Origin of the sequence: Rheinheimera faecalis, assembly GCF_021290965.1 — a bacterium.
Lineage (GTDB): Bacteria > Pseudomonadota > Gammaproteobacteria > Enterobacterales > Alteromonadaceae > Pararheinheimera > Pararheinheimera faecalis.
The window spans coordinates 221,877-245,456 of the sequence record NZ_JAJOYT010000001.1 but is presented as its reverse complement, the minus strand read 5'-3'; the positions used below and the strand labels follow the sequence as shown (position 1 = coordinate 245,456).

Annotated in this window: 26 protein-coding genes; 2 read left to right on the top strand and 24 right to left on the bottom strand. The window is 46.5% G+C overall.

Features of this window, described 5'->3' with window-relative positions:
* Positions 1–108 precede the first annotated feature (108 nt).
* Genes efp through LSG34_RS01085 form a run of 4 tightly spaced genes read right to left on the bottom strand, consistent with a single transcriptional unit; the run spans position 109 to position 2,766 of the window.
* Complete coding sequence (gene efp / locus LSG34_RS01100; protein ID WP_008899474.1) at positions 109–669, bottom strand: elongation factor P; 561 nt, start codon at positions 667–669, stop codon at positions 109–111.
* 18 nt (positions 670–687) lie between these two features.
* Positions 688–1,842 carry an elongation factor P maturation arginine rhamnosyltransferase EarP gene (earP, locus tag LSG34_RS01095; protein ID WP_233006981.1) on the bottom strand — a complete coding sequence of 385 codons (1,155 nt, stop codon included), beginning with the start codon at positions 1,840–1,842 and terminating at the stop codon, positions 688–690.
* A 16-nt stretch (positions 1,843–1,858) separates the two neighbouring features.
* On the bottom strand, positions 1,859–2,230 hold the full coding sequence (locus tag LSG34_RS01090) for a hypothetical protein (RefSeq protein ID WP_233006980.1): 372 nt from the start codon (positions 2,228–2,230) through the stop codon (positions 1,859–1,861).
* A complete protein-coding gene (locus LSG34_RS01085) occupies positions 2,227–2,766 on the bottom strand; it encodes a hypothetical protein (RefSeq protein WP_233006979.1) in 540 nt (179 codons plus the stop codon). The genes LSG34_RS01090 and LSG34_RS01085 overlap by 4 nt, the downstream gene beginning before the upstream one ends.
* A gap of 62 nt (positions 2,767–2,828) precedes the next feature.
* On the opposite strand from LSG34_RS01085, the gene LSG34_RS01080 reads away from it, so the two are divergent.
* The gene (locus tag LSG34_RS01080) at positions 2,829–3,449 is read left to right on the top strand and encodes an START domain-containing protein (RefSeq protein ID WP_233006978.1); all 621 of its coding nucleotides are present in this window, start codon (positions 2,829–2,831) and stop codon (positions 3,447–3,449) included.
* On the opposite strand, the gene LSG34_RS01075 is transcribed toward LSG34_RS01080, so the two are convergent.
* The 10 genes from LSG34_RS01075 to LSG34_RS01030 all read right to left on the bottom strand — a co-directional run bounded on the left by LSG34_RS01075 (position 3,439) and on the right by LSG34_RS01030 (position 13,829).
* Positions 3,439–3,756 carry a rhodanese-like domain-containing protein gene (locus LSG34_RS01075; protein ID WP_233006977.1) on the bottom strand — a complete coding sequence of 106 codons (318 nt, stop codon included), beginning with the start codon at positions 3,754–3,756 and terminating at the stop codon, positions 3,439–3,441. The two genes, LSG34_RS01080 and LSG34_RS01075, sit on opposite strands and share 11 nt — an antisense overlap.
* On the bottom strand, positions 3,753–4,817 hold the full coding sequence (locus LSG34_RS01070; protein ID WP_233006976.1) for a hypothetical protein: 1,065 nt from the start codon (positions 4,815–4,817) through the stop codon (positions 3,753–3,755). The genes LSG34_RS01075 and LSG34_RS01070 overlap by 4 nt, the downstream gene beginning before the upstream one ends.
* Positions 4,789–5,421 carry an ABC transporter ATP-binding protein gene (locus tag LSG34_RS01065; RefSeq protein WP_233006975.1) on the bottom strand — a complete coding sequence of 211 codons (633 nt, stop codon included), beginning with the start codon at positions 5,419–5,421 and terminating at the stop codon, positions 4,789–4,791. The genes LSG34_RS01070 and LSG34_RS01065 overlap by 29 nt, the downstream gene beginning before the upstream one ends.
* Positions 5,422–6,036 (bottom strand): LysE family translocator, encoded by a 615-nt coding sequence (locus LSG34_RS01060; RefSeq protein ID WP_233006974.1) that lies wholly within the window; start codon positions 6,034–6,036, stop codon positions 5,422–5,424.
* 74 nt (positions 6,037–6,110) lie between these two features.
* Entirely contained in the window at positions 6,111–6,959 is an 849-nt protein-coding gene (locus LSG34_RS01055; protein WP_233006973.1) for a substrate-binding periplasmic protein, read from the bottom strand.
* Positions 6,960–7,067: 108 nt separating this feature from the next.
* Positions 7,068–8,729, bottom strand: a complete 1,662-nt coding sequence (glnS, locus tag LSG34_RS01050; RefSeq protein ID WP_233007436.1) for a glutamine--tRNA ligase — start codon at positions 8,727–8,729, stop codon at positions 7,068–7,070.
* A gap of 102 nt (positions 8,730–8,831) precedes the next feature.
* Positions 8,832–9,236, bottom strand: a complete 405-nt coding sequence (locus tag LSG34_RS01045) for a VOC family protein (protein ID WP_233006972.1) — start codon at positions 9,234–9,236, stop codon at positions 8,832–8,834.
* Between the two features lie 73 nt (positions 9,237–9,309).
* Complete coding sequence (locus tag LSG34_RS01040; protein WP_233006971.1) at positions 9,310–10,965, bottom strand: phosphoethanolamine transferase; 1,656 nt, start codon at positions 10,963–10,965, stop codon at positions 9,310–9,312.
* Entirely contained in the window at positions 10,958–11,620 is a 663-nt protein-coding gene (locus LSG34_RS01035) for a phosphatase PAP2 family protein (protein ID WP_233006970.1), read from the bottom strand. The genes LSG34_RS01040 and LSG34_RS01035 overlap by 8 nt, the downstream gene beginning before the upstream one ends.
* A gap of 205 nt (positions 11,621–11,825) precedes the next feature.
* A complete protein-coding gene (locus LSG34_RS01030; RefSeq protein ID WP_233006969.1) occupies positions 11,826–13,829 on the bottom strand; it encodes an LTA synthase family protein in 2,004 nt (667 codons plus the stop codon).
* A 548-nt stretch (positions 13,830–14,377) separates the two neighbouring features.
* On the opposite strand from LSG34_RS01030, the gene LSG34_RS01025 reads away from it, so the two are divergent.
* On the top strand, positions 14,378–15,160 hold the full coding sequence (locus LSG34_RS01025) for a Crp/Fnr family transcriptional regulator (protein ID WP_233006968.1): 783 nt from the start codon (positions 14,378–14,380) through the stop codon (positions 15,158–15,160).
* A gap of 162 nt (positions 15,161–15,322) precedes the next feature.
* Here the strand turns inward: LSG34_RS01025 and LSG34_RS01020 are convergent, their stop codons facing one another.
* From LSG34_RS01020 to LSG34_RS00975, 10 genes are read right to left on the bottom strand one after another with little or no spacing between them, the layout of a single operon-like run.
* Entirely contained in the window at positions 15,323–16,048 is a 726-nt protein-coding gene (locus LSG34_RS01020) for a hypothetical protein (protein ID WP_233006967.1), read from the bottom strand.
* Positions 16,045–16,776, bottom strand: a complete 732-nt coding sequence (locus LSG34_RS01015) for a hypothetical protein (protein ID WP_233006966.1) — start codon at positions 16,774–16,776, stop codon at positions 16,045–16,047. Before LSG34_RS01015 ends, LSG34_RS01020 begins: the two co-directional genes overlap by 4 nt.
* Positions 16,766–17,143 (bottom strand): cupredoxin domain-containing protein, encoded by a 378-nt coding sequence (locus LSG34_RS01010; protein WP_233006965.1) that lies wholly within the window; start codon positions 17,141–17,143, stop codon positions 16,766–16,768. Before LSG34_RS01010 ends, LSG34_RS01015 begins: the two co-directional genes overlap by 11 nt.
* 25 nt (positions 17,144–17,168) lie before the next feature.
* Positions 17,169–18,482 carry an ATP-binding protein gene (locus LSG34_RS01005; RefSeq protein ID WP_233006964.1) on the bottom strand — a complete coding sequence of 438 codons (1,314 nt, stop codon included), beginning with the start codon at positions 18,480–18,482 and terminating at the stop codon, positions 17,169–17,171.
* Between the two features lie 32 nt (positions 18,483–18,514).
* Positions 18,515–19,180: a response regulator gene (locus tag LSG34_RS01000; RefSeq protein ID WP_127022253.1), complete on the bottom strand. Its 666-nt coding sequence runs from the start codon at positions 19,178–19,180 to the stop codon at positions 18,515–18,517.
* Positions 19,181–19,223: 43 nt separating this feature from the next.
* Entirely contained in the window at positions 19,224–19,871 is a 648-nt protein-coding gene (locus LSG34_RS00995) for a tetratricopeptide repeat protein (RefSeq protein WP_233006963.1), read from the bottom strand.
* Between the two features lie 10 nt (positions 19,872–19,881).
* Positions 19,882–20,667, bottom strand: a complete 786-nt coding sequence (locus tag LSG34_RS00990; RefSeq protein WP_233006962.1) for an SDR family oxidoreductase — start codon at positions 20,665–20,667, stop codon at positions 19,882–19,884.
* The gene (locus LSG34_RS00985; protein ID WP_233006961.1) at positions 20,664–21,356 is read right to left on the bottom strand and encodes a TenA family transcriptional regulator; all 693 of its coding nucleotides are present in this window, start codon (positions 21,354–21,356) and stop codon (positions 20,664–20,666) included. The genes LSG34_RS00990 and LSG34_RS00985 overlap by 4 nt, the downstream gene beginning before the upstream one ends.
* Positions 21,331–22,818, bottom strand: a complete 1,488-nt coding sequence (locus tag LSG34_RS00980; RefSeq protein WP_233006960.1) for an AMP-binding protein — start codon at positions 22,816–22,818, stop codon at positions 21,331–21,333. Before LSG34_RS00980 ends, LSG34_RS00985 begins: the two co-directional genes overlap by 26 nt.
* Positions 22,818–23,519 carry a thermostable hemolysin gene (locus LSG34_RS00975; protein WP_233006959.1) on the bottom strand — a complete coding sequence of 234 codons (702 nt, stop codon included), beginning with the start codon at positions 23,517–23,519 and terminating at the stop codon, positions 22,818–22,820. The genes LSG34_RS00980 and LSG34_RS00975 overlap by 1 nt, the downstream gene beginning before the upstream one ends.
* Between the last annotated feature and the right edge of the window lie 61 nt (positions 23,520–23,580).

Below are 23,580 nucleotides of genomic sequence, written 5' to 3'. Positions count from 1 at the left end.
AAAAAGAAATGGGTCAGAAAAATAACGACAGAAAAACAAAGGGGCCAGAGTCATTGATCCGCTATCAGCACATCAATGACTCTGACCCCTTGGCAGGCAACGGGCTAATTACTTAGCGCGGCTGCGGTATTCGTCAGTACGGGTGTCGATTTCAATCTTGTCGCCGATTTCAACGAAAGCAGGAACCATTAATTCGAAACCTGTGTCCAGCTTAGCTGGCTTCATCACTTTACCTGAAGTGTCGCCACGGGCAGCAGGTTCAGAGTAAACCACTTCACGTACAACGAATGGAGGTAAGTCAACAGAGATAGCGCGCTCGCCGTAGAAAACTACTGAACACTGCATATCCGGAACCAGATATTTCAGAGCGTCAGTCATGTTGTCTGCTTCGATTTCGTACTGGTTGTACTCAGCATCCATAAATACATACATTGGGTCTGCGTAGTAAGAATAAGTCACTTCTTTAGTGTCTAACATGACTTGTTCGAACTTGTCGTCAGCACGGTATACAGTCTCAAGACCGCCACCAGTTAACAGACCTTTCATTTTCATTTTTACAACAGCAGCGTTACGGCCAGATTTGTTGAATTCAGCTTTCTGAACAACCATTGGCTCGTTGTTGACCATGATCACCTGGCCAGCGCGTACTTCTTGAGCAGTCTTCATCATAATTGAAATATCTTCTTGTTAGGAAAAATTGCGCGACATTATAAGTTTATTTTCAGCAAAACGCACGAGGTTGCTGGCAAGATCTTGCTGCTGAATTAAATATTCCTGCCACTTTTTGTTATGCATCTGAATTTGTTCACTAAAATTACTGAATAAAGCGAATTCTGCGCTGATATCCTGCTCCAGATTCCAGGCCATATGCAGCTTTTCTATACAGGCTTTTTGTTGTTCAGGGGCATGTTGCAGATACTTATCTAAAAAGGCCTGTAGTTTGACTAAATGTGCCTGCTCTTCCTGCCGGTAAATTTGCCAGATAAAAGCTTTACCCGCCCAATGGGCTCTGATCACTGAATCTTCACCCCGAACAAAATTAATATCACAGCAAGCCAGAAGTTGGTCGTACATAGGCTGTGGCATAAAATTTAAAATACGGATACTTAAAGACTTATGGTCAAAACGCCCCGTTTTTAGTTCGGAGAAAAGTTGGGTTAAATCTGTCGCCAGTTGCCCTTGTGGCACCAGTAGTAAAGTCCTTTGTGCTGAATTCGCTAATTGCTCCAGCCATGGGAGGATCTGTGCCTGACTATAAGCAAATAACGAGATTTTTTGCTGGTAATCCATCGCATCCAACAAGCCAAGTCTTTGCCAAAACTGCTGTTGTAACTGCGTTGAACCACCTAATTCTGCCAAAGCTTCAACCAGCCCTTGCTCCCTTAATAAGCCACCGGTTTGCACCGTAAAACCCGGGAAAAAGAAATACTTCTGCAGTGGTAATTGTGGATGAGGTGATGGCAAGGCATGACAGCCATGCACCCAGTCTTCTGCTGACAAGTATTCCAGATTCAGCCATAAAGCTTTGTCAGTAAAAGAAGCCATCCACTCTAAATAAATGGGCGGAATAGTGCAGGCTAAAGCTTCAATCACTAAATCCGGTCTGTCCGCTGCGGTAAGCTCTGGCAATACAGCAGTCCAATGCCTGACCAGCACGTCATTTTGCAACTGACTGGCGAGATTTGGATTCACGCTATGGCAAATTTTCTGAAAGCTGGCTAAATCGTCAACCCACAAGGTGACTTGCCATTGATGTTCAGTCTGCAACTGCCGGGCTAAACGCCAACAAATGCCAATGTCACCAAAGTTATCTACCACAGAGCAAAACAAATCGCAGCGCATGCGTTACCTTCACCTATCAGATCAGTTGGCTGACTAAAGCTTTTAGTGCTTTGGCCATTAAATACAGGGTGGCGATACTAAGCAGCAGGCAACCCCAAAGCAAGGCCTGATACCATAATTTATGCGCTGCTTGTTTTAATTTTTGCCAAAAACTTTGGGGCTGTTGCCAGTCGGGTAATTGTCGAAACAATAATAAAGTAAGCCATGCCAATAACACCCAGCCGAGTAAAACAACGGATAATAACAAGGCGACTTCAAATACCACAGATGGGCCTTGCAGCAGATAATAAATCCCAAAGCCAAGCGCATAAAAACCCAGAAAGACTAAGCCAAAACGCCAGACATAAAGCCGTTGTGCCAGTTGCTGCGCTTTGCTAAGCAGTTTCATAGGCCCTTCTCTTTCAGGCTCTCTGCTAAGGTCATGGGATACAAAGGCATCAGACCAGCTTGCCCTGTCATATCAGCCACCAGCCAAATTTGTTCAAACGGATGTTTAGGCGGAATTTGTAATAAATGCGGAGTTTGGGCTAGTTCTTCTGCGTGCCAATCCGGATGAGCATTGCGGATCACCAACCAGACTTTTTCTGAGTCATAACTTTTTTGCGCTTTATTGCTAATGAGTTTATCCAGCGCCTGCAATAAACGTTCTGCCACTGGATACTGGGTCAGTGACTGCAAAGCGTCCAGCGTTCCGCCTTTAAGTTCACGGCCTAGAATTTTCATCGCTTCCGCTTCGCTGCCATACAAATGGGCAATTTCCAGATCCAGCCGTTGCTGCTCCAGATAACAAGACACATCAGGCTTAGCTGGCTCGTTATGCCATATATGCTGCATTTTAATGCCGAATTTGTGCTGGTACAGTCGCATAAAAAGTTTGGCGGCCTGATGTTCCAGCGCTATTTTTTCACCGATACTGCTTTTCATCACACCCAACAAAGTTGTGTTTCGTATAAGCTTGTATATTAACGAAAAAAAGTCAGGTGGTTATGCATTTTTTATTTGCTGTGGTTTTATCTTTGCTGGCTCTGCCTGCTGTTGCTGCGGAGCCAGAATGGACTTCATTAAAAACCAAAGCCGGCATCAGTTTGAGTTACAGATACACTCCAGAGCTGGAAGTCAAAGCCAGTGCTTTTTATCAGGGCAAACCAGAGAGCTTTTTGCTGTTACTCAAAGACACCAAATCGGTGAGGCGCTGGCTGAAACAAAGCGAAAACGCCAAACTGCTGGATGGCAGTACAGAACATCACTGGAAGGTTTATACCCGCTTTCAGTCAGTCTGGCCTGTTAGCCCACGAGATATGGTGACCTGCGCTGATGTGCTCAAAAAGGAAAATAGCCTGCTTATTGAAATCACCGACTGCTCAGATTTAGTACCAGAAGCTAAAAACTACGTTCGCATTCGGGACGTGAAAGCAGTCTGGACTTTAACTGTCAAAGATCAGGGTTTTGACATGCAGTATCAGGGCAGTGCTGACCCAGGCGGTGAATTACCTAAATGGCTGGTAAAACAACTGACGTTAAGCTCATTACGCGCCAGTTTTGTCGCTTTTAAAACCGAATTAAAACACCCGGCTTATCAGGCCAAACCAACACAAACTACTCGTTAGATTTAGCTTGTTTTTGTTTCAGTTGCTCATAAGCGCCGGCATTCGTCACCTTGCTGTAGCCCAGACTTCTTAAGCTTTCCAGCGCAATACCAGAGCGGCGCCCACTGCGGCAATACAGCTGAATAGCGGTGTTTTTATCCGCACTGACCGCTTCAATTTTTTGTTCAATTTCATCATAAGGAATATTGATCGCGCCTTCTAAATGCCCGGCCTTGTATTCTTCCACTGTACGCACATCAATCCACAGGCTTTGTGCTAGCGCCATTGGCCCCCAGAGTAACAACAGCAACACCCATAATTTTTTCATGCCCAAAGTCCTTGTCCATTTACTAATAACAAAAGCATAAAACAGCAGACTGCAACCGACAACACACCTGGCTTAGGCCAAAAACTTAAAACAACAGCCAGAATGATAGTCCAGACTGCCGAAGCCGCATCCAGAAAAGTAAGTGCCAGTACAGAACCTATCAGCACTGGCAACACATTCATCAGTTTTAAAACAAAACGCTGCTTTGAAGTACAGCAGCTTAACCAGAAGTAATGCTGTGACAATAACTGCTGCTGCCAAAGTTTCTGCTGGGCATAACACAAAAGCGCCAAAGTCCAGATAAACACAGAGTTGATAAAAAGCAAAGCTTCAGCTTTTAGTTGTTGCACCAGCCAGTATTGCCACAAAGCCAGCACAAAAATAATCAGCAATAACAATGCCTTGTTTTGCTGCTGCCCGACGAACCAATACAGCCAATAACGAAATAAAGAGCCAGCCGACAAAGGATTTCCGCTTAGGTGATGCTGTAAAGCCCTCTCCAGCAGCATCAAAGCCACTAGCGGCAGGCTCCAAAAGGTGACAACAGGCAACACAAACACAGCAAAAAGGGCCAGCCAGCTGGTCTGGCGGGCTTTAAAACCCCAACATAAGACCAGTAGCACCAGCAGCAACTGCGCTGCATCCAGCCATGCCATAGTCTTTCCACTGAGCAGCAGATAAATAAATACCGGCAAGGTTAAAAACCAGAAAGGTAGCTGATTGAGCAGCGCCATCAGCTTATTGCTAAGCCATGCTACTTTGGCTGAAGGCGCCAGACTTTCAACAAAATACTGTTCTGCCACAGATTTTTGTTGCCAGGCTATGGAACCCTGCCAACAAAACATAATAACCAGTAACATTTGCAAATAAGGCCAACGCTCAACGGTAGCCAGTTCTGGGTTAAACAACTGAAACCCCAGTAAAACCAAAGGCGCCCAGAGCCCTATCAGCGCATGGCCTGCAACCAGCAACAGCATAAAAGAAAACTGCTTCAGAGGGGCAAAAGCATCCTCAGCCTGTTGCCTGAACAACTCATAACGGAGAAAAAGATAAGTGCCCACCGGCCTTCAACTCCAGATGTTGATTAAGTTCCAGCTGAAAACTTTGAGGTGATAAATGACTGGCGATTAGCACCAAAGCCCCTCGCTCTTTCGCTGCTTGTAACTGCGCGCAGCAATAGACTAAAGCATCAGGGTCCAGTGCGTTAAAAGGCTCATCCAGCAACAACAGTTGTGGCTTTGCCGCCAAAGCCAAAGTTAAACTCAGCTTCTTTTGCTGCCCTAACGACAACACCGCTACTTTTTGCTGTAACAAAGGCTCTAATGCAAAAGCTTTGGCATGCAACAGCAACTGCTCCATCGCAGTGCCACGACAACGCGCCACCAGCCGCAGCACGCCAAGCACTGTATTGTCCTGTAAAGGCGCCACCGCATCAGCGCTAATACTGACCAAAGCCTGATAAGCAGAGCTGCCAGCCTGACGCTGATGAAAGCTGATACTGCCCTGCTGTGCTTTATCCAGACTGGCTAAAATTCGCAACAAACTGGACTTACCACAACCATTAGCACCACTTAACCAATGTAAACCGGGTTCTAACTGCAGCTTTAAATTGGAGAACAGTTGCTGTTTGCCATAACTAAAACTTAAATTCTCAATACTCAGCATTTATAGCATCCACTCTGCATAAAGCTCAGCCAATACAGGCCCTACCGATAACACCAACAGCAATGCCATAGCCCAGTTAAAAATACGCTGATACAAAGGCTGATTGAGCAAAGTGCGAAGCAAAGCACCACAGGTTAACCAGACACCCACACAAGGGAAACTCACCAGCAAAAATGCAGCTGTGATTTGGGTCACGTCCCACCAGGCATTGCCAGAGACGGTAGTAAAAGCAGCGACTGCGCCAGAGGCCATAATCCAGGCTTTGCCGTTGACCCATTGAAATAAAGCGGCTTGCAGAAAACTAAAAGGTTTGGCATCTGAGCCTTCAATACTGCTCGGCGTTGCGGAACCAATTTTCCAGGCCAGCCACAACAGATACAAAACACCTATGACTTTGATCCAGATATGCAGCTGAGGAAAACGCTCAAATACCACGCCAAAACCCAGGCCTACCAGCAACACCATCAAAGGGAAACCTAAACAAATACCGAAAAAATGCGGCAGGCTGGCTTTAACACCATAGTTCACGCCGGAAGACAACATCATGATGTTATTTGGACCAGGAGTAATAGTGGTAGAAAAGGCAAAAAACAAAACGGCGAAAAAAACGTCCACTTCAACTCCGGATCACAAGGATTTAATGCATTGAATCTAAAGCAGATCAGGGCCGTAATACAACAAAAAAATAGTTAATCCGGCTTGTACCAAAGGATTGATTCCGCCAGCGGCGTTTCCGGTGGTAACAACGGATTCTCAAGCTCAACCAATTTGCGCTCTGACAACTTCATTTTCTTCAACTGACTAACAAAGTGTTTTTGGAACAATAAATCAAAACTGCCGTCTTTGAGTGCCTTACGTAAACCCGACTCAATTTTTTCTGCCAGTTGCGGATTTTTATTTGAAACAAAAAAATACACAGCGCCCTGATAATGCAGCAGCCAGTCGGTTTCGATATGCAAGCCCTGCTCTGCAAAAAGTTCGTGTTCAGCTTCTATTTCAAGCACGCTACGTGGCACCGCATCCACTCTTTTATGCAGCAACATCTGAAACAAACTCTGATAGCTGGAGGCATTCAGCACTTTAAATTTATTGTGCCGCAGCACATCCGTATCGACCCAGTCATGCACCTGCGACATCATGAGCTGCTTAAGTGCCGCTTCATCTTTTAAAGCGCTGAATTTTGCCTGCTCGTCGCTTCGGATAAGCAACAACCTGTAGCTACCGAGGCATTTATAGATAGGAATACGTATAGGCAAAAAGCGTTTCTCACGCTCAATAGAGGTCATGGTCCAGACCACATCCACTTCAAGTCCTGTTTCAAGTAATTGCAAAGAACGGCTTCTGGACACCCGGGTGGAGGTGCTTTTTAGTACAGCTTCACTACCCGCTTTTTTCAAAGCAAGTTCAAGTAAAGCAATGGGATAGTTTGAGCGCTGATCACCTGAATCTTCGATGGCAGGATAACGCACAGTGTCAGCAAAAGAACTGAAAGGAAAAAAGGTCAGGCAAAGCAGCAGATAAAAGCAAGATCTGTACATCAGGCATATCCTGAAAAAAAACTGCTTAGAGTGTAATAGATAAATATAAAAATGGGGTCAGATCACATTGTTAACTGTTAACAATGTGATCTGACCCCATTTTGAGGCTTAGTCTTCGAAGAAGGTATCGCGCAGAGCTACAGTGCGGTTAAAGACTAAATGATCCGGTGTTGAATCTTTATTGTCAGCACAGTAATAACCTTCCCGCTCAAACTGGAAAGCTTTTTCTGCTTCAGCTGTTTTTAAGCTTGGCTCAACCCAACCTGTTTTCACTGTGAGTGAAGCTGGGTTAATCACAGCTAAAAAGTCTTCTTCAGCAGCAGGGTTTGGCACTGTGAATAACTTGTCGTAAATACGGAATTCAGCAGGTACAGCTTGCGACGCTTCTACCCAGTGAATCACACCACGTACTTTACGGCCATCAGCCGGGTTCACACCTAAAGTCTCCGGATCGTAAGAACAAATCAGCTCAACAATATCGCCTGCTTCGTTTTTAATCACTTCGTCAGCACGAATAACATAAGCACCACGTAAGCGAACTTCGCCACCTGTCACCATACGTTTGTACTTTTTGTTGGCTTCTTCACGGAAGTCCGCTTTATCTATATACAAAGTACGGCCAAACGGCACTTTACGACTGCCCATGCTTTCTTCTTTTGGATGGTTATGAACCTCTAACCATTCCACATCGGTGGCGTTGTAGTTGCTGATGGTGACTTTTAACGGATCAATGACCGCCATAGCACGTGGTGCATTGGCATCCAGATCTTCACGGATGCAAGAGTCCAACGCACTGATTTCAATCATATTGTCTTGCTTGGTGACACCAATACGTTTTGCGAATTCACGCAGTGACGCTGGCGTAAAACCACGGCGACGTAAACCTGCAATAGTAGGCATACGTGGGTCATCCCAACCCGCTACATGGCCACCTTCAACCAGGTTGTGCAGCTTACGTTTACTCATCACCTGATATTCAAGATTCAGACGGGAGAATTCGATTTGCTGTGGATGACAAGCAATAGTGATGTTGTCCAAAATCCAGTCGTATAAACGACGGTTGTCCTGGAACTCCAGCGTACATAACGAATGAGTAATGCCTTCCAGCGCATCAGAAATACAGTGCGTGAAGTCGTACATTGGGTAAATGCACCACTTGTCACCGGTTTGATGGTGATGGGCAAACTTGACACGGTAAATCACCGGATCCCGCATACACATAAAAGCTGAGCTCATATCAACTTTAGCGCGCAGCGAACACTCGCCTTCTTTAAACCCACCGGCTCGCATTTTTTCAAACAAGGCCAGGTTTTCTTCAGGTGAGGTATCACGGGTTGGGCTGTTTTTACCAGGCTGAGTTAAGTTGCCACGGTATTCACGCATTTGCTCTGCATTTAAAAAACAAACATAAGCCAAACCTTTGTTAATCAGTTCAACGGCATAGCCATACAAAGTATCAAAGTAATCTGATGAATAACGCACATTGCCAGACCAGTTAAAGCCTAACCACTTCACGTCCTGCTGAATAGAATTTACAAAGTCGATGTCTTCTTTTTCAGGGTTGGTGTCGTCAAAACGTAAGTTACACTGGCCCTGATAATCTTCAGCAATACCAAAGTTCAGACAAATAGATTTAGCGTGACCAATGTGCAGATAACCATTAGGCTCTGGCGGGAAACGGGTCACAGTCGTATTGTGTTTGCCTGAAGCCAGATCGGCATCAATGATCTGACGAATAAAGTTAGTTGGGCGATGTTCAACGTCCGCCATAAAATTCAAATCCTTATCTAAATGCACCGACAGCAAAGGTGTCAGTTTGGACATATAAAATACTGCCGGATTATATACCCAACTGAGCTCAAGAAGCGAGTTTCAAACAGCGCTCTGCAGCATTTCCATATACACCAGTTCCCAGACATGGCCATCCAAATCCTGAAAACCATGAGCATACATAAAACCATGATCCTGGGGCTGGTTATAAGTTTTTCCACCGGCTTTTACTGCCTTTTGTACCAGTTCATCCACTTCAGCTTTGCTGTGGCAACTTAAGCAGTTCAACACTTCAGTCTGCTGATGACTGTTGATTAAAGGATTCGGGCTGAATGAAACAAACTTTTCGTTGGTTAAAAGCATCAGGTACAAGTCATCACTCAGCACAATACAGCTGGCGGTATCGTCACTAAACTGAGGATGAAAACCAAAACCCAGCTGCAGAAAAAAGTCGGTGGAGGCTTTTAAATCGCCAGCGGCTAAGTTGATAAATAATTTACGCTTCATGCTGTTTCCTTAAATCGGCATCAACCGCCAGATTACCTGAAGCTGGTTCTGACGAAAAGGCAGATTTTCCGGCTCAGCAGGGCCGAAATAAATCCAGATTTTGTTGATGAATTTTGCTGCTGATTTGAAAAATACCCAACAAACTATGGAACAAATTGTCGTGACTGAGCTTTTGTGTTGTTCTTTGCGCCATACATTCGGCTTTTAACTGCTGAGCGCTGGCATAAGCATCGGACATCCACCACAGCATAGGTACTTTGGTCTGAGCGTCCGGTGCCATCCAGTAAGGTAAACCATGCAAATAAACGCCTTTTTCACCCAGCGACTCACCGTGATCGGACAGATACAACATGGCCGTCTGATAGCCCTGCTCGTCCTGTAAGGTCCGGATAATACGGCTAAGCAGCTCGTCAGTCGCCACTATGCTGTTGTCATAAGCATTGATAATTTCAGCTTGCTGACACAATTGCAGTTGCTTGTTGGTACATTCTGGTAAAAAGTGCTTTTGGCTGGCAGAGCTACGTTTGAAATACTCAGGGCCATGACTGCCCAACTGGTGCAACACAATCAGCCGATCTGCGCTGTATTGTTTAGTAAGCTGAGCTTGCAATGCCTGTAATAAAATCTCGTCCTGACATTGCCCCTCTTCACATAACGGATTGGCGCTGTCGTTAAATAAAAACTCAGACGGCACTCTGTCACAAACCGTTTTACAGCCCGAATTATTATCAAACCAACTGACAGCTATACCACTGCGCTGCAATATATCCAGCACATTGCTGGAGTTTTTTGCCACAGATTCGACATATTTATCGCGTCCCATAGCGGAAAACATACAAGGTACAGAGTGTGCTGTGGCTGTGCCGCAGGAGCTGACATCGCGAAAACTGTACAAAGGTAACCTAGATAATCCGGGATTAGTGACTCTGTTATATCCATTGAGCTGAAAATGATCCGCTCGCGCAGTTTCCCCCAGAACCAGCACGACCAATCGTGGTTTTGCTGTTTTGGCTGCAACAGGCTGCACTGCATCAGTGCCAAGCTGTATAAATTGCTCGGGAAAGCGGCTGTTTAACCATGAGCCGGAAAAAGACACAGCGGCTGATACAGGACTAACAGGCAAAGCGAGATGTTTAACATCTCTGAAATTACGGAAAAATGGCGCAAGTTCTGAATAAGCGGAAACCGCAACACTAAAAAGCGCAGCGAAAATCAGCACCAGACAAAGCAGCCAATGCAGCAGAAACTGCCGCAGTGGCATCACCCGAACTTTGATCAGACTGCTGCACAATAGTGGAAACAACATCACAGTGCTGACAGTCCAGAGCATAGATAGACTCAACAAGCCCCTCGCCTCTGCAGTATCGGTTTCCATGGCGTTTTGCAGCATAGAGGTGTCTATCACTATGCCAAAACTGGTAATAAAGTAATAACTGACAGCGCCTGCGACAAAGAGCAGCAGCATCACAGGTTTTTGGATCCTTCTGAAACTTACTAAAACCGCCAGCAAAAAATTCAATAAAAACAACAATAAAATCAAACAGAGCTGCAGTTTAAACTGGCCCGGAACTTTGGCCTGAATACTGGACAAAAATGGACCATTCAGCAGCAAGGTCATACCAAGCGCAGAGATCAACGCAAACCATAATGGATGCCAGAGCTTTTGTAGCTGAACAGCACTTTGATTTACGCCCGCAACTGGTAATACAGAAATCATAGACTCAGCCATTCTGGCGCCCTCCAACCGATAGGCCCAAAGCATCAAAACCCGGCCTTTGTAGCCGGATGTAATAAATGATGCTGCAAAGTGCCCAGCAAATAGCAGCGCTACCTATATCATGAGAGAAAAAATGGGCGCCCCGGCTTTGTTGTACTGCACCTAGTAGTAAGCCTGTCACCGCAGCAGCAATCAAAGCTTTGAAGGCCCACTGCGGTTTAGTCTCAAGGAAAAAATAATAAAGCCCAAGCCAGGCAAAGCCTATGCTGGCGTGGCCTGCAGGAAAACACAGATGAGTGGGAGAGCCCTCAGGCCTTGGCTCCAGCAGGCCATAAAATGGCATATCTCCGCCAAACTGAAGCAGATCCCATGGGCATTCCATAGGTAAAACATGCTTCAGCCATGAAATCACAGCAAAACAACTCAGGAGTGAATACAACAAAGTCGCCACAGCACGGCGTAGCACAGCAGATTTAGCGGCAGAACGCAGCCATACTCCGTAGTAGATCAACGCCACGACCAGCACCAGGTTCACATCCCGCACTCTGTCGTTTAAAACCTTCTGCATCAGCCAATGCTGCTGTAAAACCCAACGGCCCCCCTGCTGTTGATACAACCAGTCTGCCAACACAAAATCCAGTTTCAACTGGTAAAACAGATAAAACATCAGGCTCAAAATTAGCAAAGGCAGCAGCACTGTTTTTATTGTTGTTTTTATTAAAGTGCAAGCATAAGAAGAAGTTAAAAGAGGCAAAATTTCTACTCCGGATAAGTCACTGCTGTTATAGCCTTCAAACTAAAGCTCAAAACTTAAGACATACTTAAAGAATAAAAAAACGGCAGGATCATTCTGCCGTTTTCATGAGATTGAATCAGTGTTGCCCGCAAAGAGCGGAGCTGGAGTTTTTCTGTTCTCTGTATAAATAGGAAGGCAACTGCACTAAAGCCAAAGCCTGGTTTTTATCTGCAAGCGAGACAGCCTGAGCGCTTAAATCAAGCTTTTGCTGTTGTGGCTGATAAAATCCAGCGACACTTTCACCATCAGGTTTTAAGATCACTAACTCCTGCTGCTGTGGCTTTTGCTGCATCAAGGCAAAGTAATTTTCAAACTGCACTAATGCGCGGCCGGGGCTAGTGTTATCCAGAGTAAAATCGCGGCCTGTCATGGTATGACAACTGGATATACCCATCATAGATAATAAGGTGGGCGCTAAATCAATCTGACTGGCAAGGGTTTTCAGCAGTTCTGGCTTTGTATCCGCACCTAAAATCAACCCTGGGATATGGAACTTTTCGACCGGGATCAGGTTGTCGCCGTACACTCTGTTGTCGTGATCGGCCACTATTAAAAACAAGGTATCTTGCCAATAGTCGCTTTGTTTTGCCTTTTTGAAAAACTGCCCCATGGCCCAGTCGGCGTATTTCACCGCGTTATTGGCTGTATCTTTTGGCTCTTGGTATAAATCAATGCGACCGTCCGGAAACTCAAAAGGCTCATGATTACTCGAGGTAAAAATCAGACTGAAAAATGGCTTATCCTGCTGATGCAAAGCCGCTAATTGTTGGTGCGCAGTGGTAAATAGATCCTCATCACTGGCGCCCCAACTACCGGTAAACACCGGGTTTTGCATCTGGCTTTGATCGACAATCTGCTCGACACCATTGCCGGTAAAAAAGCTGCGCATATTGTCAAAATGCGCTTCACCACCATAGATAAACTGGGTCTGGTAGCCTTGATTTTTAAGGATTGATGCAAGAGTAGTGAAATGTTGCTGGCTATTGGATAACTTCACTGTGCTCTGCGCTGGTGTCGGCGGAAAACCAGCCACTACAGCTTCAATACCACGCACAGAACGGGTGCCTGTGGCATACAAATGTTCAAACCAGATGCCCTGCAGTTTTAACTTTTCAAGCTCTGGCGTGACGGCCAAACCACCTAAAGATTGTACAAAAGTAGCACCTAAACTTTCCTGCAGCACTATCACCAAATTCAGTGGCCTCTCGCGCTTGATCATCGCCTGTTGCCAATGCGCTGTGGGGTAATTAGGGTTCGCAAACTGATAAGATTTCAGCCAGGGCCAGTCCAGACTTTGCTTCAGCATTTGTTCTGTCGGTAATTTGCCATAGATCTCACTGGAATTCGCTTCATGTTTGAGGTTATACAAAGCATAAAGCACTGAATACGTAGAACTTAACACCAGCGAATTGACCATGGCGTCTGCAGTTATAGCAAAAATGGCCGGATTTGCAGGCCTGTGGTCGGTGGTAGAACGAATACCGGCAAAAAGTAGTGCCAGCGCCAGACACCAAAGCCCAACAGTTTTGCCGACAGACCAGCTCATCAGACTGCATTTGCCAGAGCGAAAGATCCACCGCATCAACCAGGTCAACACCAAAGTTGCTACAACACCTAAAACTAAAGGCAAACGAAAACCAAACCATAAAGTCGACAGCACTTCTTTTGGGTATTTCAGATACTCAACAAAAAGCCGGTTCGGCCGCACATCGTATTGCAGAATAAAAGCAGGTGATGCCAGTTCCATAAACACCAGCAATACCAATGCAGCCAGACACCATAAATAACTAAACTGAAACCAGAGCTTGCCTAAGCCTCGCACTGATGAGAGAGGAATAAGCAGCACAGGCACAACCAAGAGTAAACAAATCACGATAATATCGGCCCGCAGGCCCTGCACAAACAACTGCGCCAGCACATCAGTCTGGGCTACTCTATCGTATTGCCATAACACCAAAGCCAGTCTGCTCAGACTCAACAACACCAGCCCCAATACCGCAGTGCGGATCAAGTAACGATAAGGGCCTAAGCAAAACAGATTGGATAAAAAGGACGGTTTTTCAGCGGTGATCATAGACATAAACAGGCTTGTGGTTTTAGTTGAGACCAGCATAAAAGTGAATACTTAAGGGAGGCTTAAAGGGACTATTGCAAACATTCCGTTTTTATCGGCGAAATCTGAAGTTTCGCTTTGCTAAGCAGGTAAAAATAAACACATAAACATTTGATTTTAAAAAACATTACTTTAATGTATAACTTTATTAGATACATCGAAATGGTTTAGCAGAATACTAAACATAGGGTGAAGAATTAAAAGCCAACACCATCTAATGATCTGTGTTATGGTGCCTTCAGTCTGCCATTTCTATGCCCGACACCACCCCTGGGCATCCTCAATAGACTTTGACTGATTTCAGTAAGTTAAAAAACCTGAAATGTTTTTAACCCATTCCCTCTCCAATTTAACCTTTAGACATAGTAACCGGCCACGCCCGTGATTCTTAGCTGCTTTTTTTGCGCGGCAATTCTTTTATGTGTGTTACCGCACAGAAATCATATGAACCACGCAAGCATGATCTGGCCGTTTTTTTCCTCGTTACGCTTATTACACCTTATCTGAGGGCTTTAATGTCTACAAAAACTACACCACAACCGCAGCATAATCATTTGCTGGCGGCGCTGTCACCTGAAGTTCAGGCTCGTTTGTTTCCGCACCTGGAGTTGGTGTCTCTGCAACTGAACTCAGTGATGTATGAGTCTGGTCGCCCTATGCGTCATGTTTACTTTCCAACAGACGCTATTGTCTCGTTGCAATACATTATGGAAAACGGCGCTTCGACAGCAATTCTGGTGGTGGGGAACGAGGGCTTGTTGGGTATTTCGTTATTTATGGGCGGTGCCAGCACGCCAAATCGTTCGCTGGTGCAAAGTGCCGGCTATGCGTATCGTCTGCCACGACCTCATGTAAAAAATGAATTTAACCGCCATGGTCAATTGTTGCAGTTGATGCTGCGTTATACCCAAGCTTTAATCACTCAGGTGGCTCAGACTGCGGTGTGTAACCGACATCATTCGATTGATCAGCAACTTTGTCGCTGGCTTCTGCTGTCGATGGATCGTTTAACCCACAACAACTTGTCAATGACACAGGAGTTTATGGGCAATATGCTCGGTGTTCGCAGAGAAGGAGTGACTCATGCGGCAATAAAACTGCAACAACAAGGAGCTATTACGTATTCGCGTGGCAGTATCAAAGTGCTGGACAGAAACCAACTCGAAGCGCTGAGTTGTGAATGTTATGGCGTAGTTAAAAAAGAAACAGAAACCTTATTGCCTTACCTGCCTCAGCGGCAGGTGCTGACCAATCTAGCCGATATTCCTGTGGTGGTATTACCCACCACAAATGCCTGAATCGAAAAGCAGTGCCAGACTGTGGTGCTGTTTTTTACAAAAGGATGCCTGTATCGCCAAAATCAAATTCTATAGTTTCGCTGAAAAACTCTATGTAGCAAAAACTCAACTTCGCCGCATCACGGCGAGTATAACCTGAGCAGCAGTAACGTTTGACCTCTATCAAAACTCATACTCCAGCGCAAAACGTAAGGTGCGGTCTACTGTGTCGTTGTCGATGGCCACTATCACCGCAAATTCCCATTTCAGCTGCTCTTGTTTATCAAACTTATGCACGCCCATTAAGCTTGGGCCTGCACCTTTGTAGTTTTCGCCGGCATATAATTCAATGGCTGGCTGCACTGCCGGTAACCAGCGGTAGCGGTATTGGGCGCGGAACTCGCCTTCCCATTCGGCGTCCAGCGTCTGACCCCATTCATACACGGCCAAAGCGTTTAACGTCAGGCTGGTTGGGCCAAATTCTTTTTCCATTAAAAGGCCAGTGGTGAATTCGTAGTTGTCCTGATTATTTTGCCGCTCCAGTTCAAACAGCATACCCCAGTCGGCGCTGTACTGGCCTTGCTCTGTCAGCATCCAGCGTAGCTCCAGCTCATAACCTGTCAGTTTGTAATCTTCAGGGCTGATGCGATCTGCAATCACATAAATTTCCAATGCGGCACGTTCAGCGACTGAAAAGCCGTAACCTAGTTTCTGCCCCATGGTGTTGTTATCCGGGTGATCAGCCTGACGCTGATAAAAGTAGCGGTACTCAAATTCACGCTCCAGCGGCTGCACATAAGGATGGTAGACCTTATCCACCACGCGCCCATCCGCCAAAGCCGACATGCTGCTGCACAGACAAACAAAACACAAAGCCTTCACCACCGCTTTTTTGCTGTAAAGCTTCATCTTTTTTTCTCCATCAAGCTGCAACACCAGAACAACAACGTAAAACACAACACATACAACAGAACTTGCGACAGGCTGGGTGTGGCTTCATAACCCATCAGCGCCTGCAAAAAGAACCCCAATTCAGATTGCTCCGACAACAACTGTTCGGTTTGCCAAAGCTGCGGACCTGCCACAAGCCAGTCGGACTGAATAAGTAAAGCCGATGCCATCATCACCTGACGAGCACCTGATAAGGACAACAGCAAAGCAAAACTGCTGATACGCCACTGTTTCAGCTCGCTCAGCAAGTAATACCAAAGCACAGCTATGCTGGCCCCTATGCCTACACCTAAAGCTGAACCTAACACCAAATCGGCCGGTGTGTTTTCTGCCTGACCCGGTAACCAGATATATAACAATAAGTTACTGCCACCGATACTAAACAGACAAGCAGCAGCAAGCGCTGATCTCAACAGCGCCCACTGAGCTTTCAGGGCCGACAAACAGAGCAACACAAAACAGCTCAGATATAAAAAACTGTATAAAAGCTCCAGCCCAAGACCATCCAGTTGCTCTGAGATCCATACCATCTGCAGGCTGATCAGGCTTAACATCAGCACTGAAGGTAAAGCGAAATACAACACTAAACTACGCCAGACACTTCTGTGCCATACCAGCAAAGTCGCCAGCAGCAAACAAAGCGGTAACAGCTCGCGTAAAAACATCAGCACCGTATTAATAAGCATGATTAGCCTTATGCTGTAGCCACTCTGCTTCAGGCAGAGCTATTAACACCCCCTGCGCGCTGTCCGGATTATATTCGCCAAAAAATTCGTACTTGCCTGGTTCTAAAGGCCCAACAAATAAAGTGGCTTTGCCTTTGCCTAAAATCACTTTTTCGCGATTTAAGCTAAAGCTTTCGAACTCTTCAGGCGAAGGGTCCTGATTCAGCACCAGCAACTTCACTTTTTCGCCAGCGGGCACGTACAGCACGGACGGCTGAAACAGATGATCTTTAATTTGCAGCTCAAATACGCTTTGCTCCGCAACAACAGGCAGAGTCAGCACTAACAATGCGGTAATGGGCAATGCTTTTTTACTGTTTTTTCTCAACTGTCTTTTTTCAACTCTATGTTTTTCAAAGGGGCAGTTCCACTGTCACTTTTAATCCGCTGCTAAAATCAGAGGCCCCAAGGCTGATGCGGCCCTGATGCAAAACTACTATATCCCGTACTATAGCCAGGCCCAAACCTGAACCTATAGTGCCGGATTGGTGCCTGTCGCCTCCCACCCGATAAAAACGGTCAAACACTCTGGTGTATTCTTCCGGCGCTATACCAGGGCCATTATCCTGCACCACCAGTATGGCTTGCTGTTGTTCATTAGATTGCTCAATAGACAGCTCCAGCTGGATAGAACCACCTACCGCACTGTATTTACTGGCATTACCCACCAGATTGCTGACTAATAAACGCAACGCAAAAGCGTCCCCTTTCAGTGACAAATGCTCAAGCCCCAATAGCTCAATTTGTTGCTGTTTACTGTCAATTTGTGGATACCAGTCGGCCACCACCTGGCGGCATAACCCAGCTAAATCCAGCTGTTCAGTGCGGGCCTGAAAATGCTCGGGGTTGGTGCGGTTCAAAAGCATAATTTGTTCGATCAGCGCGCTCATACGCTCAACACCAGCCTGCAAGGCCAACATAGAACCTTCAGGGTCGCTGATGCCAGAGCGCTGCCACTGCTGAGAAGCATTGTGTAAATTCACCTGCAATACGCTTAGAGGGGTGCGCAGCTCGTGCGCCACGTCAGAGGCAAAACGTTTCTCCCGCTCAAAAGCATCGGCTAAACGGGCAAATAACTGATTGGTAGTTTTGAGCATCTGATCCAGCTCTGCCGGCACCTGGTCCAACTCGACCGGGCTTAAATCATTGGCTTTTTTAGACGACAACTGCGCAGAGAAACGTTTTATCGGCGACAAAGCTTTACTGACGACTAACCAAATCAATAAGGCTTGCAGCGGTAAACTCAGCACTACAGGATAAATAGAGGCCGTTATCACTTCATCCGCCAGTTGCTGCCGCTGTTTCAGCGGTTGTGCCACTATCACAGTCAGCAGATCGGTTGGCGTCTGACGAAACACCCGCCATCTTTTACCCGCAAAATTATGCTCACTAAAACCTTCAGCTTCCGACATCGAAGTTTCTGGCGCCAAAGCACTGCGATACACGAGCTCGCCTTTTTGCCAGACTTGCAGCGCCAGCCCCAGCTCCTGCTGTGAACCGGCCTGATACTGCTGCGACAAACTGGACGCCAGCACCTGCAAATCCTGATCAAACAAAGCTTCGGCCCTGATAGCGCTTTGTTTATAGCTTTGTAAAGCCGCAACAAAGCTTATCAGCGTAAAAAGCGCGATCAGCACTGTGACTAAGTAGCGGCGCAAAGATCTCATAGCAGACTCATAGCTGGTTCATATAGTTAGGCTCATGCCACATTCACACTCACGCTATAACCAACCCCTCGCAGGGTTTTAATAAAATCTTTTGGCAACTTTTTACGCAAATTGGAGATATGCACTTCCAGCGCGTTGCTGGCCACTTCTTCACCCCAGGCGTACAAACTGGCTTCAAGTTGCTCCCGGGTTTTTATCCGCCCAGCCGACTCCATCAATTCTTTTAGCAACATATATTCGCGGCGGGACAAGCCGACAGATTCACCTTCAACCCGCACTAAATGCGCGCTGGTATCCAATTCTACTTGTTGTAACTTAATTAGGTGCGTAGCCGCTGTGCCAAGCCGCCGCTCAATCACCCGCAAACGGGCGAACAATTCAGGCATAGCAAAAGGTTTGACTAAATAGTCGTCGGCACCTAAATCCAGTCCACGGATCCTGTCATCAACCCCATCTCGGGCAGTCAGTACGAGGACTGGTAAATGGCCTTCTCTTTGACGACTTTGTTTGAGGACATCCAGACCGTCCATGTCGGGCAGACCTAAATCGAGGATCACAGCATCACAGTCTTTGGCTTTGATGCTGCTTAAGGCATGTTGACCTGTACTTACGTGATTGACCGCAAACCCCTGACTGGACAACGCCAGCACCAGGCCTTTTGCTAAATCCAGATCATCTTCGACTAACAATAGCCGCATAACATCACCTGTTTATTTGTCCACACCAAGTCTTAGATACCAATTAACGTTTTAGCTTTTTCGCTACTTTGGCTTCCAGCGCAGCGATGTCCTGCAACCGGCCTTGATCGGCAGTTGGACGATCCGGACGAGGTGCTGCCTGTTTTGCCTTTTCAATGTAACTCATGGCTGCTTTATAGTCGCGCTCTTCAGTTAAAAATTCTGCATAAAAATAATTAGGATCAATACCTTGAGGATTAATGCTCAGCGCTTTTTCCAGCATCTTTTTGGCATTTTTGTCGCTACCAAAACCAATAGGCCAGCCTGGTACTTTGTAGTACAGCACACCTAAACTGGTGTAAGCCGAACCTTGTAAGGCATGGCTGTCAATTTTAAGCGCAGCTTCGAGGTCGGCTTTGGATTCTTCTGCCAGCGACATAGCGCCCAAACCACCTTTGACACCGGCATAACTGGATTTAATAATGCCACGCCAAATCAAGGCTTCGGCTTTCTCTGGATTAGCAGCAACCACTGCATTGGCTTGTTTGACCAGCTCTGGAAAGGCTTTTTCTTTCTGGTCTTCGCTCATACTGTAATTCACTTCAGCCCAGCGGTCCTGCAAAGGTTTAATATCCTGCAGTACATCGGCCTGAGCAACCAGACTCAGCAGTAACAGCGGAACCAATGCTAATTTTTTCGATAATATGTTCATCTTTACCTCGTTAGTGGTTTTTGCCCACAGCAAATAATTCGATCAGTGTTAATTTACTTTTTAAACCCATATCCACCAATGCCGGGAACACCCCATTCAGGCGAACAAAAATCCGTTCAGGCCAACCGAGAAAACGGCGAAGCTCGTTCGACTTCAGCTGCTTAACAAGCTGCTCTGCGACCCACTTTGGGCTATCCATGCTGTTGCCAAGCTGTTGATTTAACTGCACTACATCGCTGGAGTTAATACTGGTTTCTGTAGCTCGTGGTGCAAAGTACTTTACCTGCACACCACTATCGGCCAGTTCACGTTGCAAGGCTTCAGTGAAACCACGTAAACCAAACTTGGTCGCGCAGTAACCGGTAAAACCAGGATGACCAATACTGCCAAAGGCAGATCCCACGTTGACAATTTGGCCTTGATGCTTACGCAACATGGGCAGAAAAATCTGGCACAGTTGCATAGGCACCAGCAGATTAATGCTGACCAAGTCACTAAATTGCTGTTGCTGACACAAGCCAAATTGACTGATCCCCGCATTGTTAATCAGCACATCAATGCCACCCTGCTGCTGGCAATACTGCAGCAAGCCCTGTTGCTCTGCTGTATTGGTTAAATCACAGCAATACACCAAAGTTTCTGCAGCCAACTGGTTTTGCAGCGCACGCAGTTTTTCAATAGAACGACCGGTTAAAATCAACCGTGCGCCCTCGCCGCTTAATTGCCTGGCGACTTCAGCACCTATGCCACCCGTCGCACCAGTCAGCAGCACAGTTTTGCCTGCTAACAAGCTCATGCTATCGCCTCCTCAACCACAACTTTTTTAGTCAGACCATGCGGCTGTTCCAGGCTACGAAATACATCGCCGTATAAGTGGAAAAAGCGTTTAGCGCTATGGATGATCAGCACCTGATCGGCAGGATCTGTGATCTTATCCATCAGGCTTTCGAAGAACTTGATATGGTCCTGATCCAAAGCACCGTGTGAATTCAGGTAGCTAAATGCTTTACGGGGTAACTGCAAGGTGCCGGCAATTTTGCTGGCTGCTTGTTCTGCCAGGGCTATAGAGGTGCCTTCCAGCACCAGCACCATGCCAAAGAAGCACAAAGGATTCACACGACGCACCGAATCATAGGCGTAAGACACCATCAGCTCAGTGGCAAAAGCCGGAGTGCTGGCACGAGCCTGCTCTTTATCATAACCACAAGCTGCAATGTCGTTTAATACCCATTCCTGATGGCCTAATTCCTCTTCAATATATTCAGCTACAGCTTCACGTAACCATTCTTTGGATTCTGGTAACAAAGCGCCCACCGACATCAACAGTGGTATTGTGTGTTTGACGTGATGATAGGCCTGAGTTAAAAAAGCCACATAATGGTCCAGCGTAAAGTCGCCGGCGAAAGTACGGCGGATCATCGGAGCTTCCAGTAAATAAGCACGCTCTTGTTCGGTGGCATTAACCAGCGTCTGATAAAAACTCATAGGATTCTCCAGTTAGAACATTAGAAACAAATAAATCATTGATTTCGCTTTGGTATTTTTTAACTACTTCAGCACGGCGCGGCCGGCCATTGGCCGTTAAAGTGCCTTCGGCTACAGACAAAGGTTGAGTTAACAACTGATAAGCTTTGATTTGCGCGTAATCAGGTAACTGCTGGTTGACCTGGGCCAGATAAGCAGGCAACTGCGCTGCTGCTTTAGGATCCGCGAGATACAACAAGGCGGCACAATAAGGTTGAGCATCGCCCACCAGCACCGCCTGACGGATTAAACCGCTTTGGGTTAACAAAGCCTCTGGCCATTCAGGCGAGATGTTGCGTCCCAAACTTGAGATCAGTAAGTTTTTGCGACGGCCCAGAATACGTAACCGACCTTGTGCATCCAGTTCGCCTAAATCACCGGTAAAGACTTTATCGCTTAGCGACGCCGCATCGCCCAAATAGCCGAGAAATGGCTGTTTCACTACTATTTCGCCATCGACAATCTCGATATCACGATGGGCTAAAGGCATGCCGACCAACTCCAGTTCTGCAGTCGTACTTTGACGTGCATCCACACTGGATAAAGCCACCACAGAAGCACATTCGCTCAGGCCGTAGCCCTGATACACAGGTAAGCCAAGACGTGCAGCCTGTTGCAATAAAGCTGCGGATACATGAGCACCACCTACAGCAATAAACTCCAGTGATTCTGGTGCTTGCCAGCCTTGAGTTCGCGCCATCACCAGTAATTGCAGCAGCTCAGGCACTAAAATCAGACTTTTTGGGGCTGTGCTGCTGATAAGCGCCAGCAAAGCCTGTGGATTGCTCAACTGACTACCACTAAAACCACGCAAAGAGTCCGGAGCGATCAGCACTTCGCCACCTGCCAATAAAGGCGCATAAATACCAGCGATATTTTCCAGCAAGGTGCTTAAAGGCAATAAACACAGATGTTTAGGCGCATTTTGGTTGATGCGTTCCAGCAGGCTGTGCGCAACATCAAGCTGACTTTGCACTGATAAACAGACACCTTTTGGTTGGCCCGTAGACCCAGAGGTAAAAGTAATTTTCTGGCAAGTCGCAGGGATAACAGCACCAGGGCTTTGTAACTCGCGCCTATACAACAATAAATCGCCCACTTGTTCCAATAAGGTAAATTCTGCTGCGTTTTGTTCCTGATCTGAGATGTAAAAATCAGGCTCCAGCTGCATCATGATATGAGCGAGCTGGCTTCCAGATAAATAAGTGGGCAGCGGCACCAAGAGTAAATCCGCATCCAGACAAGCTAAGTCCAGCAAGGCCCACTGCGCTGAACTATTGGCCGCCAAGGCAATGCGCTGTGCGCCATACCCCAGCAATAGTTCCTGCCATATCGCCATTTGCTTTTTGATTTGAGCTTGTGAATAAGCCAAACCTGTCGCTAGATCTTTTAATACCGCTGTGGTTGGTAATTCAATACGCATCAGCAGTCTCCTTGTGGTAAACGAGCCACTAACTGATGCAACTGCGGCCAGTGCTGATGCGCTAAAGCTGTTAATTTTTCATCGCTGTGAATAAGGCGGGTCACGGCGGCTAAATCCATCACACAAACTTTTGGATTGGTGTCGTAGTAGCTACCCCAACTGGCAGCCTCTTCACCTAAAGCTTCAGCTTTTGCTGCGCCAAGCTCAGTCAGCTCAATACCATGGCGGCTTAAAATACCGCGCACTTGAGTGGTCGCTGCGCATAACAAATAACGATAATTCAGCTGATCCAACGCATAAGCCATCAGTACAAACAGCTGCAATAAACTTTGTCTGTTGATGGCATATAAGTGACCAATTTCAATCAGTTGAGTGCGCTCAGCCTGCATGCCATAAGTAGCTAGTAACTGCTCTACAGGAGCTGGCAGGTAGTGTTCGATAAACAAATCTGTATGAGCAGCACAACGTAATCCAAGCACAGCCTGCCATTCACCTGCACGGCTTACGCCTAACAAATTTGGCATAAAACTATGTACATCGGCCTGATAAGCTTTGGCAAAACCTGAAGCAATAAACTGCTCAATAGAAGCACGCTGCAGATCTGATGCTTTCACCAACTGCAGCAGCGCTTTGGTGTCAGCGTCTGATTGCGCTGGCAATCGAACCGCAACAGACTGGTCGAACTGATAAGAAGACAACATAAGCACACTCCTGCATACCGATTTAGCATGCAGTGTGCGTGAGGAAGCTTAAAGAAAGCTT

What these genes read in the sequence shown, in the direction of transcription:
- LSG34_RS01085 (WP_233006979.1), bottom strand. Translation starts at nt 2,766, where the DNA reads ATGAAAAGCAGTATCGGTGAAAAAATAGCGCTGGAACATCAGGCCGCC.
- efp (WP_008899474.1), bottom strand. Translation starts at nt 669, where the DNA reads ATGATGAAGACTGCTCAAGAAGTACGCGCTGGCCAGGTGATCATGGTC.
- LSG34_RS00975 (WP_233006959.1), bottom strand. Translation starts at nt 23,519, where the DNA reads ATGTTGTCTTCTTATCAGTTCGACCAGTCTGTTGCGGTTCGATTGCCA.
- LSG34_RS00980 (WP_233006960.1), bottom strand. Translation starts at nt 22,818, where the DNA reads ATGCGTATTGAATTACCAACCACAGCGGTATTAAAAGATCTAGCGACA.
- LSG34_RS01035 (WP_233006970.1), bottom strand. Translation starts at nt 11,620, where the DNA reads ATGTTTTATCTGTTTTACCAGTTGAAACTGGATTTTGTGTTGGCAGAC.
- LSG34_RS01080 (WP_233006978.1), top strand. Translation starts at nt 2,829, where the DNA reads ATGCATTTTTTATTTGCTGTGGTTTTATCTTTGCTGGCTCTGCCTGCT.
- LSG34_RS01090 (WP_233006980.1), bottom strand. Translation starts at nt 2,230, where the DNA reads ATGAAACTGCTTAGCAAAGCGCAGCAACTGGCACAACGGCTTTATGTC.
- LSG34_RS00990 (WP_233006962.1), bottom strand. Translation starts at nt 20,667, where the DNA reads ATGAGCTTGTTAGCAGGCAAAACTGTGCTGCTGACTGGTGCGACGGGT.
- LSG34_RS01005 (WP_233006964.1), bottom strand. Translation starts at nt 18,482, where the DNA reads ATGAGATCTTTGCGCCGCTACTTAGTCACAGTGCTGATCGCGCTTTTT.
- LSG34_RS01025 (WP_233006968.1), top strand. Translation starts at nt 14,378, where the DNA reads ATGTCTACAAAAACTACACCACAACCGCAGCATAATCATTTGCTGGCG.
- LSG34_RS01055 (WP_233006973.1), bottom strand. Translation starts at nt 6,959, where the DNA reads ATGTACAGATCTTGCTTTTATCTGCTGCTTTGCCTGACCTTTTTTCCT.
- LSG34_RS01020 (WP_233006967.1), bottom strand. Translation starts at nt 16,048, where the DNA reads ATGAAGCTTTACAGCAAAAAAGCGGTGGTGAAGGCTTTGTGTTTTGTT.
- LSG34_RS01045 (WP_233006972.1), bottom strand. Translation starts at nt 9,236, where the DNA reads ATGAAGCGTAAATTATTTATCAACTTAGCCGCTGGCGATTTAAAAGCC.
- LSG34_RS01015 (WP_233006966.1), bottom strand. Translation starts at nt 16,776, where the DNA reads ATGCTTATTAATACGGTGCTGATGTTTTTACGCGAGCTGTTACCGCTT.
- LSG34_RS01075 (WP_233006977.1), bottom strand. Translation starts at nt 3,756, where the DNA reads ATGAAAAAATTATGGGTGTTGCTGTTGTTACTCTGGGGGCCAATGGCG.
- earP (WP_233006981.1), bottom strand. Translation starts at nt 1,842, where the DNA reads ATGCGCTGCGATTTGTTTTGCTCTGTGGTAGATAACTTTGGTGACATT.
- LSG34_RS00985 (WP_233006961.1), bottom strand. Translation starts at nt 21,356, where the DNA reads ATGAGTTTTTATCAGACGCTGGTTAATGCCACCGAACAAGAGCGTGCT.
- LSG34_RS01000 (WP_127022253.1), bottom strand. Translation starts at nt 19,180, where the DNA reads ATGCGGCTATTGTTAGTCGAAGATGATCTGGATTTAGCAAAAGGCCTG.
- LSG34_RS01065 (WP_233006975.1), bottom strand. Translation starts at nt 5,421, where the DNA reads ATGCTGAGTATTGAGAATTTAAGTTTTAGTTATGGCAAACAGCAACTG.
- LSG34_RS00995 (WP_233006963.1), bottom strand. Translation starts at nt 19,871, where the DNA reads ATGAACATATTATCGAAAAAATTAGCATTGGTTCCGCTGTTACTGCTG.
- glnS (WP_233007436.1), bottom strand. Translation starts at nt 8,729, where the DNA reads ATGGCGGACGTTGAACATCGCCCAACTAACTTTATTCGTCAGATCATT.
- LSG34_RS01030 (WP_233006969.1), bottom strand. Translation starts at nt 13,829, where the DNA reads ATGTCTATGATCACCGCTGAAAAACCGTCCTTTTTATCCAATCTGTTT.
- LSG34_RS01040 (WP_233006971.1), bottom strand. Translation starts at nt 10,965, where the DNA reads ATGGCTGAGTCTATGATTTCTGTATTACCAGTTGCGGGCGTAAATCAA.